This is a genomic window from Calothrix sp. CCY 0018 (assembly GCF_963920925.1).
Classification (GTDB): Bacteria; Cyanobacteriota; Cyanobacteriia; order Cyanobacteriales; family Nostocaceae; genus Rivularia.
This window is the reverse complement of sequence record NZ_CAWUDI010000006.1, coordinates 69050-82315: the sequence shown is the minus strand read 5'-3', so window position 1 is coordinate 82315 and position 13266 is coordinate 69050. Positions and strand designations below refer to the sequence as shown.

Genomic DNA, 13266 nt, shown 5'->3' with positions numbered 1-13266 from the left:
TTACCAATTACCAATTACCAATGCCTTAAAAAATGCAAAACACTCGTCTAAACTCGCTATTCGATTTAATTGTTAGGAACCTAGCGTTATGGTTCCTTAATCCTTGGCGGAGAATATCGCTGCTGATGATTAGTTTTTTGTTCGGTTTTTTTATGGGAACGGTAGCCGCTACTACAGCCGGACAAAGAGCAGTATTAGATGTTTTTATAGCCGCATTTTTAGTATTCTTAACGGAAGTGAGCAGTCGAATAGTTTACCGACGACCACCCAAAGAACGTCGTAAATTATGGGTAGAATCACTTAATTTTCTCAAAGTCGGTTTTATTTACAGCCTATTTGTAGAAGCGTTTAAACTCGGTTCTTGACGCAAAGAAAGTGACTATAGCATATCTGGTGAAATATTTTTATCGAAGGTAACTACCATCTGGGAAACCCTGACATCTAAAGGTTTAAAATTTGGATTAACAGAAGAGAATATGCTATCGCCGGAAACAGCTGAATACTGCTTTTGATGTTTTGCAAATGAATTTTCATCTGGGCTGAGTCTTAGAGCAAGTTTGTCTTTGTATTTAGATAATTTCGTTCCATCTATATAAACAAAACCGCCGTTATCCCAACCGAATCCAGTTAATTGAAACTCATCTAATATTTCGCGTAATCCGCTCATAGAAGTTCCAACCCCAACACCACCGTCGAGCATTTTCCATTGCCGACCAAAACCCGAAACATGACTAATTTTACTCCGATTTTTATCTGTCCAAAAAATTGTCAAAGCACCTGGTGTAGTTGAATTAACTTTGGTAACTGGAAATGAAACTGTACCCTCACCTCGCAAAACTACGTCATCTTTTAGATTGGTTTCACCATACAATTCAACTAAATCTGCACGGGTAGTGTCAGCAGTAATAAGCCCAATACGCTTTCCTGGAATTATGAAAGTATCGTTTACTGGTTTCAAATAATCAACTTTAGCTTCAACAGGTTGGTTTTGAGATGAATTAGTTGGTGAATTATCTGTGTTTGTGGAATTGCTTGGTGCTACAGATTGCTTTTGAGGTACCTTTGGTGTATCAACCGATAATGGTTGTTGTTGAGATGAACTAGTTTGCGAATTATCTGTATTATCTGGGTTTTGTTTCTCCATCGTTACGGGATTCGATGGTTGGATTGCTGCTTGTGAAACTTCTTGTGGTAAGGAATTTACAGTATTGTTATCCGAACAACCTACTCCTACTGCTAAAGTCAAAACAGCAATAGCAAGACCTTTGTTAATAGAAATCATTTATATACCCCTTGCACAAATTAATAATTACGGGATAGAATTATTACCTATTTATACTTCAATACGTAGTAAGCTAATTCCTTAAAGTGATGAAATTTTCTATATTGATAGTTCCCAACTATTCATCAAAATGAACAGTCATTTGAGAAACTTTCATATTCAAAGGTTGCCAATTTGGATCGGTTGAAGATAATTGGCGTTAAGCGAAGCTCTACCGAAGGTAATCGCCTAATACAGCTTGATGTTGCTGAGAATTTTTTTAATAGCCTTCTCCGAGGCGGAAACCGAGCAAATATCCTTCCTATTTTACCAATTACCAATTACCAAAATTCTATAGATTATAAGCTTTCCAAAAAATATAAGCCGCCAAAATAGCAAGCCCTACACGAAATGTTAAACTAACAATTTGGTCGGGTAATTTAGGTAAAAAACGGGTACTTAGCTGTGCCCCTAAAAGTCCACCAAACCCTAAAATTAAACCTTGAGCTAACAAGATATTACCTTCAATGGCGTGTCTAGAAGCAGAAGAGATAGAGCTAATCACAATAACTCCCAAACTAGTTTGAATTGCTTTTTTTATCGGTTCTGCTAGTAAAAGCATTTGTAGAGGTACCATAATTACACCACCACCTACTCCGAATATACCAGCAAGCATGCCAGCAAGACCGCCGGTAACAATTGGAGCAATAATAGAACCAATTTTCGATTCCCGATCTTGTTGATTCTGTTCGTTTTCTGCTTCTTGCTTTTTCGATAATTTTTTGCGTAACTCTACTAAATAAATAGTAAATAAAAGCAAAATACCAAAGGCCACTAATTGATTGCGGGGAGGAATAAACTTTGCTATTCCAGCACTAAAATAAGCTGTAACTGCCGCAGGTAATGCTAAAAAAATTACCTTTTTAAAATCGATATAGCCCATGCGCCAATTCTGAATAGTTCCAGAAGTCGCGGTAATTACAATTGCCAGACTACTAGTAGCAACAGCCTGCAATGGTGTATATCCAAATGCCAATAGTATAGGTACTAAAACCGTACCACCACCAATACCCAACAATCCAGCAAGAATACCCGCAATTAATCCGCTAATTACTAGAAGCAACCAATTTTCCATGTTTTAATTGTTAGTTGATAGGGAGTGGGTAATAGGGAAATCGAATAAATCTTTTCCAAGAAGATGTTTCAAAAGCCAAATTTAATACTTTGCTTAACTATTAATGTATAATTCACAATTACTAATCTAAAATCTAAAATCTAAAATCTAAAATCTAAAATTGCTTAACTCCCAACTCCCTTCTGGTAAAATCGCTTTCGATAACATTCCATGTACGCCTTTTTGCGGTAAGTTGACGACTTGAGTAATCCGAAAACTTACAGCTAAACTGCATAACACGTAGGCATCTTCTGGCGATAACTTCGTGCAGCTTACCAGAAAATTGATCGTATTTTTTAACGCTTTTTCTAAAGCTTGATCTAATGTGGGAGCAAAGCCCATCGTGATGATATCAGTAGGGGTTTCGGCTATTGGTGTGGAGATTTGCAAATCCTTTCTCAGCTTTAGTTCAATAGTACCGTTCATGGAAGTTTCAATTGCAGTCACATTTACTTCTCCGTCTCCTTGAACTGAATGCCCGTCACCGATGGAAAATAAGGCACCGGGAACGAATACGGGTAAAAATATTTTGGAACCAGCTTGTAATTCGCGGTTGTCGATATTGCCACCATAGTTTCCCGGAGGTATGGAATTTCGGGAATTTTCGGCTGTGGCAACTCCAAGAATACCGAAAAATGGTTTGAGGGGAATTTTAATCCCGCTACCCGTGGGAAATTCTGTAACGTTATTTTCTAAATCCAAAGGAATAAATCTTAAGGCAGGTTGATTAAATTCTTCTGGTAAAGCACCCCAATTTTTACGAATAGCGTTAAAACCAACTGGTAGACTTGGTGTAATATGCTTTAAAGTTACTTCCAAAACATCCCCAGGTTGAGCATCTCGCACGAAAATTGGTCCGGTAAGTAAATGAGGCCCCCCTGCAATTTTACGTTGGGGGGAAAGATTTTCGTATATATCAAGCAATGCGGGAGTCACAAACTCTGGTGGTGCTTTGTGGCAAACATGAAACCCCGTGTAAGTTTCTACATCCACCGTATCGCCAGAGTTTACGGTTATTGCTGGTTCGAGTGAATGGGAAAAACCGCCAAGATGTACGGTATATTTAGTGGCTTTGATAATGTGATGAGTCATGGGATTTTAGATTTTAGATTTTGGAAAATGTTTCAAAAGTCGGATTTATACTTTACTTTACTTGTTTGCTCCTGTTGGGAATAATCGTTGTTTGATTCCATAATTGCTTCGTTTTGTGATTCCATAAATAATTTAGCATTAGGGGAAATTGTCAAGTCTTTATTTAAACTTTTATCCCGATTTTTAAATTCATCTAATAATTTATAGAAAGAATCAAGACCTTCTTTTTCGCTTCCACAATAAAGCATAATTATCTTTGCCCAGGAATTAGATGTTGAAACATGATATCTTTTTTGAAGCCAAGGCTGAAACTCTCGATGAAAATCTATTTCGTCCTCTGTTGACTTAATGTCTAATTCTCTTAATGCGGTTTTAAAGCCTACCAGAAAATGAAATAAATCACTTACAGATGCACGACCTATATACATTCCAGGACGGACTCTAATTTTTTCTAGTATTTCAAAAAATTTACTCATTTTAACTCACGTATATTTATTAGTTCACTTTGATATGATATCAATATTGGTAATTACAAAATCTCCACTAGGACAAATGAAATCATTAAACCATTCTTCTTTGGTCAATCCGTTTGTCGAAAGATTATCAAATATTTTACTTTTAATTTCTACTCCGTAATGCGTTCCATTAAGCGTGATAGACTCGTTTATATTTAGATACTCTAGACGTTTACTCATTATATAATCTTCACCTTCAGATGTTTGAATTCTAACAATTTGACCTTTGACACCGTTTTCTTTTAACCAATTAACTATTGCTTCAACGCATTCGTAGCATTCGAGCAATTCATAAGTTGCTGTTATCTTACCAATTTCCCGATAAATTTCTTCATTTGATAGAGAACTCACCCACACACCCCTATACAAAAATCGCACATTTAATCAATAATTAATGCATGATTTGTTATTGATTAAACGTATATTTAATTAAATGAAATAATAACCAATTCAAGATTTAAAACCTTAATTCAAAACTCAAAACTATTAACTCCTAACTCGCCATTCCTACTTCCTAATCGCTGCTTTCATATCACCTTTAATGAAAAACCAAGCTATCAAATAAACTAATATTCCCGCAGCCATTCCTGGAAGTACTTCGTAAACTAGCTTTTTTAATTCGGGGTTTGTGCCCCATATTATTGCGGTTGATATTCCAACTATCATCATTGCAACAGCAACTATTCTGTTAATAGGTAGCTGTAATACCCGTACTATAAACAACGGACCTAATGCTGAAGCTAAAGCTGACCATGCAAAAGTAACTAGGAAAAATACGCTTTGGCTGCCAAATAAGGCAATTACAAATACCATTGCGGTAACGGTTAGGGTTCCTAATTTGACTATTTTATAAGAATGAGCAAATTCAGGAAAGACATCTTGAGTAAGGGCTGCCGAACATGAAAGTATCTGTGAATCTGCTGTGGACATTGTTGCAGAAAATATTCCTGCTAACATTAATCCTACTAAAGCGACTGGTAATAATTCTAACGATAATAAAGGTAAGGCTAATTCTTGATCCGTGGTTAATAATTCAGGTAGTAGCACTCTTGCTGTTAAACCGACACCAAGGGAAGTGAATGCGGCAATAGTACCGGCGGTTATTTTGATGTTGCGAGCTTTGGCAACGTTACGCGCATTGTCAATAGCCATTGCACGAACCATGATGTGAGGTTGCCCTACTACGCCAAATCCAGCCACAGCCCAACCGATAAAGAAGGGTATGAAACCTAATGGTAAATTTGCTGGACTCAAATTTACTAAGGCTGGATCTATTTCGGCTAGCTGCGTCAAAACTCCATTGAAACCGCCGCATTTTATAATTGAAATAACTAACAGTAACAGCAACGAAACAATCATAATTATTGCCTGTATTGAATCTGTCCAAATTGAGGCGCGGATACCCCCAGAAAAACAGTAGAGAACAACAATTATGGTTCCGATGATAATACCTATACTATAATCCCAGTTAAAAACTGCACTGAGGGCTTTGCTTCCTGCTACAAGTTGTGCGGCTGCGTAGGCACTAAGAAAAGCTATGGTAATTAAAGCTGAAATAACGGTAATCAGTCGGGCACCGTTAGTATTTTGACCGAGAAAACCCGAAACTGTCTCTGTTTGGGTTTCTTCAGAAATTTCTCTTAATCTTTTAAAAAAAAGCCACCAAGCAACATAGTCTCCGATCGCCCAACCAATACTTAGCCAAATTGAGGAAATTCCTGTTTCATAAGCATAACCAACTTGACCCAAAAATAAGAAACCGCTTTGTCCTGTAGACATTGCTGAGAGTGCTGTAAACCAAGGATTTACACTTCTTCCAGCCAGAAGGTAATCGGTAGTATCATTTTGCTTTTTAGTTGCCGAATAAATTCCTACTGCGGTAAACAAAAGCATAAAACCAATGAAAGTAATCGCAATCCAAATTTGATCTGCCATTATGTTAGTAGATAGTTAAAATATTTATTATTTTCCATGATTTGGGTTTTTAGCAAGGCAGGCATGAGATTCAGATTCATATTTGACTTTTAACTTTTTGTTTAAGTTAGGAACAATGATGATTCGTGAAATGTCTTTTATTTTTGGAACGGCAATATGTAAATAAATGTTTATTTGGAGCAGAGGAGCAGATTATACAAAATTTATATCTAAAAAAAATATAAAATGATTAAACCAAAACGATCAATGCAGTCGAAAATGGATAATTAGTCAATAAATTTAAAAAAATAGGTAAATTCTTCATGTTATAGAAATAACATTCAGTAGGTGGAAGCAGATATAATATAAGTATTATATATCAAGCTAACAATCAAAACAGGCAGTATTTTAATGTTAAAAAAGGTTACTTTAAATTTACGTGTAAACTAGCGAGAAGTGTACATAAATATATAATACGAAATACTTTACAACTTCTTAAAAATATTGTTATGACTTAGAGACTATCGAAATATTTTGCACTCGATAGCAATCAAATAAAAAATTTTAGATTTTAACAACGGATGTTTTTATTTTTGATTTTACTTCGTAGTTTTAAGCCCCCGGATTTATACTCGGAGGCTAATCCAGATTCTCTAAAAGTACTTTTCACAAATATATAATAATGGACTTACAGCCACCAATACCGTCGAACGAGCTAGCAAGATTAGCAGCACTCCGTCAATATCAAATACTCGATACTGCTCCAGAAAAAGTATTTGATGACTTTACATTTTTAGCCGCACAAGTTTGTCGTACTCCCATTGCGCTGATTAGTTTTGTCGATGGCGATCGCCAGTGGTTTAAGTCAAAGGTTGGTGTAGATGTAGACTGCACTCCCAGGGATGTAGCTTTCTGCGCTTACACCATCATGCAGCAGCAACCATTGGTAGTTCGTAATGCTTTGAACGACTCTAGATTTGCGAATAATCCCTTGGTTGCCCAAGCACCTGAGATTCGATTTTATGCCGGCGCACCTTTGATTACACCAGAAGGATATGCGATCGGAACCTTATGTGTAGTTGATACAGTACCGCGAGATTTAAGTTTAGAACAACAAGAAGGATTAAGAGCATTAAGCAATCAGGTAATAGCACAGTTAGAAATGCGACGTAACGTTATTACCGTATCTCGTAACGTCATGCAGCGACAGCAGCAAGAAGCAGAAATGCGTCGTCAGCAGGAGTTTATCGAAGTTATTTATCGTCGGGGATTAGATAAAATCCAAAAAGGCGATTATGAAGCAGCTGCTTTAGATTTTAGCCAGTATTTACAGTTAAAGCCCAATGGAATTAAAGCTTATTATCAAAGAGGATTAGCCCTTCACAAGTTAGGAGACTATCAAGGTGCAATTGCAGATTTGAATCAATACCTGCAATACAACCCCAACCACGCAGAAGCTAGATACAGTCGGGGGCTTATCCGTTCCCAACTAGGAGATTACAATGGAGCCACAGCGGATTATACAAAAGCTATGAGCATTAATCCCGACTATATTAATAACAATAACAATAATTCGGGATTGCTTCTTCCGACTGGTGAAGATAACCATCAAAGAATAACTTTGGATTCTATTGACGCTTCATCAATTACATCCGAACATACAGTTACCGTTGATTCTAATATTGTTAGTTCCGAACTTAGTAGCGAATACCATCGAGCTATTTCTGTAGGATCTGAAGTTTTATCATCTCCTCCTCAAAATCCACAAGATTATATCAGTCTAGGCAACGATTATTATAAAAATCAAGACTATAACAAAGCAGTAGAAAACTATACTCTTGCTTTGAAATCAAATAGTTCAAATAGTAACAATGCCGCAATTTATTTAAATCGCGGCAATGCTAATTATCATTTGAAAAAATATGGTGAAGCAATTGAGGATTACACCCAAACCTTACGCATAAATCCTAAAAGTGAAAAAGCTTATATAGGATTGGGTAACACTTGTGCCAAACTAAAAAATTACGATAAAGCGATTGAATACTACACCAAAGCTTTGACGGTAAATCCCAGCAACGATAAAGCTTATATCAGCCGGGGGAATGCTCGCTCTAAATTAAAAGATTACACCGGAGCGATGGAAGATTATAAAAAGGTGTGGGCTAAGAGGGAGTAGGGAGAGGGGAGATGGGGAGATGGGGAGATGGGGAGATGGGGGTAACTCCTAATTCCTAATTCCTAACTCCCTAATCCAAAATCCAAAACAAAAGCATCCGTTGTTAAAATCTAAAATCGAACTAGGCTTTATCCCTTTCGTGAACTTCTGCGGGGGGACTTGTTGCTTCAACGGCGGTGAATGATTCTAAGATTTTGTAAGTATGAGAAGCCCCTTTTGGTACTACCCAAGAATCACCAGCTTCTAATACAACTTTTTGACCTTCTAAATGTAATTCTGCACTACCTTTAATTACATAACCTACGGTTTCATATTCTCTTGATGCTGCTTCTTTTGGTTCGTTGGGTTGTTCGTTTTCCCATAAACGCATAGAAACGGTTTTACCGGAAGCTAAATATTTCTGTCCCATTTCTCCTGTTGGAGAATTAGCTGAATCTACTTTTTTAACGGTTGTATCGCTCATTTTATTTCCTTATTGTTTTTTAGTTTGTAGTAAGGACTGTCTTCCCTTTTAACTAAGAACTAAAGTTCTTACTACGAAGCTCTAACTAAGCCCTGCAAAAATTCAATTACGGTTTAAGCACAACTTTAATACAGTTTTCTTGCTTCTGCTTGAAAATTTCGTAACCTTTAGGTGCTTGTTCCAAAGGTAATTGATGGGTGATTACAAAAGATGGATCGATATCGCCGTTTTGAATATGTTCGAGTAAAGGTTTTAAGTATTTATGAACGTGGGTTTGTCCAGTTTTTATAGTTAACCCTTTGTTCATCGCCGCACCCATCGGAAATTTATCTATAAACCCACCGTAAACACCGGGAACTGAAACGTTACCACCTTTACGACAAGCTACAATCACTTCCCGTAAAGCAGTTGGCCGATCGGATTCTAAACGTACTGCTTGCTTTACCTGGTCGAATAAACCCATAAAATCGGTACCGTGGGCTTCCATTCCCACAGCATCTATACAAGCATCGGGGCCTCTACCTCCGGTCATTTCTTTGAGGGCTTCGCCTACGTCTACTTCTGTATAGTTAAAAACTTTCGCCTTACCGAATTCTTCCGCCATTTTTAAACGTTCGGGAATACGATCTATAGCGATAACTTGTTCGGCACCGAGCATATAAGCGCTTCTGATGGCGAATTGTCCGACGGGACCGCAACCCCAAACAGCGACAATATCACCCGGTTGAATGTCGCAATTTTCCGCTGCCATGTAGCCGGTAGGGAAAATATCTGTTAAAAATAATACCTGCTCGTCTTTTAAACCATCGGGGACTTTGAGCAAGCCAACATCGGCAAAAGGTACTCTAGCATATTCTGCTTGACCGCCAGCATATCCTCCTAACATATGAGAATAGCCAAATAAACCTGATGGGGAATGTCCCATTAATTTTTCAGCTATCCAAGCATTGGGGTTGGAATTATCGCACAAAGACCATAAATCGCGATTGCAGAAAAAGCAGCCACCGCAAGCAATCGTAAACGGAACTACAACGCGATCGCCAACATTAACATTCTTAACCGCGCTACCGAGTTCGACAACTTCCCCCATAAATTCATGTCCGAGGATATCTCCCTTTTTCATGGTGGGGATATATCCATCGTAAAGATGCAAATCGGAACCACATATCGCCGTAGAAGTGATTTTAACGATTGCATCGCGGGGATTGATAATTTTAGGATCGGGTACAGTTTCTACCCGTACATCATTAGCACCATTCCAGCAAACAGCTTTCATTATAGTTAGTAGTTAGTGATTAGTTGTTAGTTGATAGTTGATAGTTGTTAGTTGTTAGGGAATTAGGATTTATAGCAACCTGCATGGACTTAATAAATTAACCCACGCAGGTGGTGAATCTAGTTGGCGGTGTCGGTTTCCGGAGCCACTTGCGTGCGGGGGTTCCCCCCGTTGAGCAAAGTGGCGTTCCCGCCAAACTAGTACACCACGGCTTAAATAAGGCAACCATTAAAAATGGCTGAAAAGCTTAGAAAATCAAACTTCTTACTTCTTACTTCTTACTTCTTACTTCCGCCAAGCGGTACTAGTGAACCCGGAGGGGTTTTGCTTGTGTAGCTAAGCCAGTGCGTTGGGCGGGTTCCCCGACTTGAAGCAAGTGGCGTGCGGTTTCAACCGCCGGGTAAATATAGATTACATTTACTAAACTATCTACTTTGCTCTGAATAATATGGCTTTTTCGTACCAGTTATTGGCTCAACTGTATCTTCAATTCTGTCTTCTGTTGAACGAAGGAAATCCTTAGTGCTTTCAGGTAATGGTTCGTTAAGGTTTAGCTTTTCTACGATAGTATCTTTAGCATCTTTAAGACTTTTCACTGGTTTTTCATCGTCAATATCAATTCGAGAATCTGCATCCGGAACCTGATATCTACTTGTTGCTTCTGGTGTTAGTGGTTTAGCTTCTGCTATGTTTGGATAACTAAAAACCGATACAAAAATTAAACTCAATCCAATTAAGACAACTGCATCAGTTCTCTTATTAATCAAATTTTGAAACCAATAAACCAATTTTTTCACTAATCTTTTCATGATACACCTGTATTTTTTACTTCAAATTATTTAAGCTTGACCCTTGTCTAATTACACTAGTTTGTTAGATTGTAAATATTGTATAATAGCCATGTTTGCCCATTCAATTTTACATAATAAAACAAAATCTACTGTAACTACGAACTACCCTTCGGTTGTCCTTCAGTAGTTGCAATTTCACCCGTTTCCATCAGCATTTTAAAACGGTTCAAATCATCGCCAATTTGCTGCTTCGGTTCTTCACCAAAAAGTTTGGCAATTGCAGCACCAATTTTACCACCCGGTGGTTGATACACGATGACTACTTCTACTTCCGTTCCGCGATTACCAGGAGCTTTTTTAAAGCGAACAAAACCAGAATTTTCGATATCCGCATCCTTCACCGAAGACCAAGAAATAAACTCGTTTTTTCGATCTTCAATAATATCAGCATCCCATTCAACACTCGTACCCAAAGGAGCTTTTGCAACCCAATGCGAACGCTCTGGATCGACTACCTTAACCAACTTCAGATGATTCATGAATTGAGGCAAATTTTCAAAATTATGCCAAAAATTATAAAGTTCATCCAGTGGTTTATTTATTGTTACCGTCTTTTCAACTTTTATGGTTTGACTCATTTTTTTTAATCAATTTTCAATTATCAGTTATCAATTATCTGCATAGCTATTTATTGATAATTGATAACTGTTCACTGCTTACTGTTAACTGACTAAACAGCAGTACTCGTTGTAGGTTTAGCTGGTTTCAATTCACCACCCATTTTTGCTCTATAAAGCTCTACCAAACGCTGTTCGTGAGCCATCAAATCTTTTTGAATTTCGGTAAAAATTTCAGTTGTTACCGGATCGGTAAATGCAGCCATCATACTACCGACATCGTTTACTGCTGTTTGCAAATCGCCCAAAGCGCAGCGAATTTGATGGATATCATCGCTACCCTTGATTGCATTTTTTACTTTGGCATAACCTTCAGCAATCTTTGTTTTCAAAGAAGGTTTTTCACCAAGTTGATCCAACCGCGCTTCTAATTTACGGGTGTGAACTTCTTTACTTGCAATCATCTCTTGAAACAGAGATTTTACAGACGCATCTGATACTTTTCCTGCATACTTTCCTAAAGCTTCGTGAGAATAACGCTCTCCAGCTAAAACGGTATTCAAACCATTGACAATATCGCTTTTATGAGAACCACCCCAAGCATCTGCGATTTTCCACCATTCAGCATTAGGATCGTCTCCGGTGGGTAAATCAACTTCTTTTCCGCCGTAACCCAAACGGCTTAAAATCGCCGTACAAAAAATTGGTAAATCCCCAGGTTGACGAGAAGTAATTAAGTTACCATCTACCACCAAAGGCTTATCTTCATAATTAGCACCAGCGTTAATCATATCTTTACGAATAGCGCTGAAACCAGTAGCTTTTTTACCTTTTAATAAATCACCTTCAATCAATAATTGTGGCCCGTGACATACCGCAGCAACTAGCTTACCTTGACTCATGGCTTCTTGTACGAAACGCACGGTATTAGGATTGCGACGCATTTTATCGGGAGCCATTCCTCCGGGAATAACTACCGCATCAAAATCGCTTGCCATTGCTTCGGTAGTAGTTCCATCAGCAACGTGCGAAACTTTACCTTTTTTACCTTTATAGGCTTCGTTCATCCGAGAACCCAAAACAGAAACTTCCATTCCTGCTTGCTTTAAAGCTTTATAAGGAACTTGAAATTCTGAATCTTCTACACCATTTTCAATTAGAATTGCAACTTTCTTTGCTGTAGAGTGACTATTTGTAGATACCATGTTTTTCCTTTGTAAATTTCAACTATATTTTTCAAATTATGCAGAGGCTTCGCTTTCAGATAAGCTAGGGAAAACTTCTCCAAAATCATCAGAAAAATTATGTTTAAAACTAGCGAATTCGCCAGGTGACACCGCATTTTGCAGAACTGTAAAAACAGCGCGGATATGCATTACTGCATCGTTGGGTTCTACACCTTCTTTTTTACTAACCCGCTCGATAAATTCTTTAACTTTAAAATGCTGACCGTTTTCACCTTCACGTCCGCGCAAATATTGAGCGATTTCTTCTGGTAATTGTGCGGCTAAATCTTTAGCTTCATCGCCAACAATTCGCTCTTTAACAACTTCTAATGTCGCCTTAATTGCAGCTTCTCCTTTTTCGCGAGAATCAACTTGAGCAACGCTTTGGACGTGTTTGATAAATTCGTCGTACTTCATGCAAAATATCTCCTATTTATTTTCAACTTAATTCAACACCTTTATAGAGTTTTTATCTTAATTAATTGCTATTTATCTATAATTAAAATGTTGCTATTAATAATCGAAATTATTTTATTTATTTCTTGTCTTGAGCTTTTTTGGACTTTTACCGATTGTTACTCCCTATTACCTATGACTCAAATAAAAAGCGATGAATCAACATTAAAGATATTCTTTAGAAATAACGACTAGATGTTGACTCATAGCTTAAGTTAATTCTGTGAGGTTGCTTTTATGTGGATTATTATTTACAACGATATGCGTCCATTACCTATTTCACTTCGTTCGTAAGGGAGATATTC

General features: G+C 37.6%; 13 protein-coding genes and 1 pseudogene. 2 read left to right on the top strand and 12 right to left on the bottom strand.

Annotation, left to right across the window (positions count from 1 at the left end; all coding sequences use genetic code 11):
- Window positions 1-32: 32 nt before the first annotated feature.
- Window positions 33-365: a DUF565 domain-containing protein gene (locus ACM03V_RS06215; protein ID WP_414619889.1), complete on the top strand. Its 333-nt coding sequence runs from the start codon at window positions 33-35 to the stop codon at window positions 363-365.
- 14 nt (window positions 366-379) lie between these two features.
- On the opposite strand, the gene ACM03V_RS06210 is transcribed toward ACM03V_RS06215, so the two are convergent.
- The 6 genes from ACM03V_RS06210 to ACM03V_RS06185 form a co-directional block, all read right to left on the bottom strand.
- The gene (locus tag ACM03V_RS06210; RefSeq protein ID WP_414619888.1) at window positions 380-1282 is read right to left on the bottom strand and encodes a hypothetical protein; all 903 of its coding nucleotides are present in this window, start codon (window positions 1280-1282) and stop codon (window positions 380-382) included.
- A gap of 331 nt (window positions 1283-1613) precedes the next feature.
- Window positions 1614-2396 (bottom strand): sulfite exporter TauE/SafE family protein, encoded by a 783-nt coding sequence (locus ACM03V_RS06205; protein ID WP_414619887.1) that lies wholly within the window; start codon window positions 2394-2396, stop codon window positions 1614-1616.
- A 147-nt stretch (window positions 2397-2543) separates the two neighbouring features.
- Entirely contained in the window at window positions 2544-3527 is a 984-nt protein-coding gene (locus ACM03V_RS06200; RefSeq protein WP_414619886.1) for an acetamidase/formamidase family protein, read from the bottom strand.
- A 32-nt stretch (window positions 3528-3559) separates the two neighbouring features.
- A complete protein-coding gene (locus ACM03V_RS06195; protein WP_414619885.1) occupies window positions 3560-4003 on the bottom strand; it encodes a hypothetical protein in 444 nt (147 codons plus the stop codon).
- A 24-nt stretch (window positions 4004-4027) separates the two neighbouring features.
- Window positions 4028-4393: a papain fold toxin domain-containing protein gene (locus ACM03V_RS06190; protein ID WP_414619884.1), complete on the bottom strand. Its 366-nt coding sequence runs from the start codon at window positions 4391-4393 to the stop codon at window positions 4028-4030.
- Between the two features lie 156 nt (window positions 4394-4549).
- On the bottom strand, window positions 4550-5977 hold the full coding sequence (locus ACM03V_RS06185) for a sodium/proline symporter (RefSeq protein ID WP_414619883.1): 1428 nt from the start codon (window positions 5975-5977) through the stop codon (window positions 4550-4552).
- A 661-nt stretch (window positions 5978-6638) separates the two neighbouring features.
- Here ACM03V_RS06185 and ACM03V_RS06180 point away from each other — a divergent pair.
- The gene (locus ACM03V_RS06180; RefSeq protein WP_414619882.1) at window positions 6639-8132 is read left to right on the top strand and encodes a tetratricopeptide repeat protein; all 1494 of its coding nucleotides are present in this window, start codon (window positions 6639-6641) and stop codon (window positions 8130-8132) included.
- A gap of 121 nt (window positions 8133-8253) precedes the next feature.
- Here ACM03V_RS06180 and ACM03V_RS06175 read toward each other — a convergent pair whose 3' ends face one another.
- From ACM03V_RS06175 to ACM03V_RS06150, 6 genes and pseudogenes are all read right to left on the bottom strand, one after another.
- On the bottom strand, window positions 8254-8595 hold the full coding sequence (locus tag ACM03V_RS06175; RefSeq protein WP_414619881.1) for a cupin domain-containing protein: 342 nt from the start codon (window positions 8593-8595) through the stop codon (window positions 8254-8256).
- 106 nt (window positions 8596-8701) lie between these two features.
- Window positions 8702-9871, bottom strand: coding sequence for a zinc-dependent alcohol dehydrogenase (locus ACM03V_RS06170; RefSeq protein WP_414619880.1), 1170 nt, complete (start codon window positions 9869-9871; stop codon window positions 8702-8704).
- A gap of 425 nt (window positions 9872-10296) precedes the next feature.
- Window positions 10297-10680, bottom strand: a complete 384-nt coding sequence (locus ACM03V_RS06165; RefSeq protein ID WP_414619879.1) for a hypothetical protein — start codon at window positions 10678-10680, stop codon at window positions 10297-10299.
- Between the two features lie 137 nt (window positions 10681-10817).
- Window positions 10818-11300: pseudogene (locus ACM03V_RS06160) on the bottom strand (SRPBCC family protein); the annotation flags it as partial.
- Between the two features lie 92 nt (window positions 11301-11392).
- A complete protein-coding gene (locus ACM03V_RS06155; RefSeq protein WP_414619878.1) occupies window positions 11393-12484 on the bottom strand; it encodes a DJ-1/PfpI/YhbO family deglycase/protease in 1092 nt (363 codons plus the stop codon).
- 36 nt (window positions 12485-12520) lie between these two features.
- A complete protein-coding gene (locus tag ACM03V_RS06150; RefSeq protein WP_414619877.1) occupies window positions 12521-12922 on the bottom strand; it encodes a DUF2267 domain-containing protein in 402 nt (133 codons plus the stop codon).
- Between the last annotated feature and the right edge of the window lie 344 nt (window positions 12923-13266).

Coding starts and splice junctions, on each gene's coding strand:
- ACM03V_RS06195 (WP_414619885.1), bottom strand. CDS start 4,003: ATGAGTAAATTTTTTGAAATACTAGAAAAAATTAGAGTCCGTCCTGGA.
- ACM03V_RS06200 (WP_414619886.1), bottom strand. CDS start 3,527: ATGACTCATCACATTATCAAAGCCACTAAATATACCGTACATCTTGGC.
- ACM03V_RS06205 (WP_414619887.1), bottom strand. CDS start 2,396: ATGGAAAATTGGTTGCTTCTAGTAATTAGCGGATTAATTGCGGGTATT.
- ACM03V_RS06180 (WP_414619882.1), top strand. CDS start 6,639: ATGGACTTACAGCCACCAATACCGTCGAACGAGCTAGCAAGATTAGCA.
- ACM03V_RS06170 (WP_414619880.1), bottom strand. CDS start 9,871: ATGAAAGCTGTTTGCTGGAATGGTGCTAATGATGTACGGGTAGAAACT.
- ACM03V_RS06155 (WP_414619878.1), bottom strand. CDS start 12,484: ATGGTATCTACAAATAGTCACTCTACAGCAAAGAAAGTTGCAATTCTA.
- ACM03V_RS06185 (WP_414619883.1), bottom strand. CDS start 5,977: ATGGCAGATCAAATTTGGATTGCGATTACTTTCATTGGTTTTATGCTT.
- ACM03V_RS06215 (WP_414619889.1), top strand. CDS start 33: ATGCAAAACACTCGTCTAAACTCGCTATTCGATTTAATTGTTAGGAAC.
- ACM03V_RS06175 (WP_414619881.1), bottom strand. CDS start 8,595: ATGAGCGATACAACCGTTAAAAAAGTAGATTCAGCTAATTCTCCAACA.
- ACM03V_RS06150 (WP_414619877.1), bottom strand. CDS start 12,922: ATGAAGTACGACGAATTTATCAAACACGTCCAAAGCGTTGCTCAAGTT.
- ACM03V_RS06165 (WP_414619879.1), bottom strand. CDS start 10,680: ATGAAAAGATTAGTGAAAAAATTGGTTTATTGGTTTCAAAATTTGATT.
- ACM03V_RS06210 (WP_414619888.1), bottom strand. CDS start 1,282: ATGATTTCTATTAACAAAGGTCTTGCTATTGCTGTTTTGACTTTAGCA.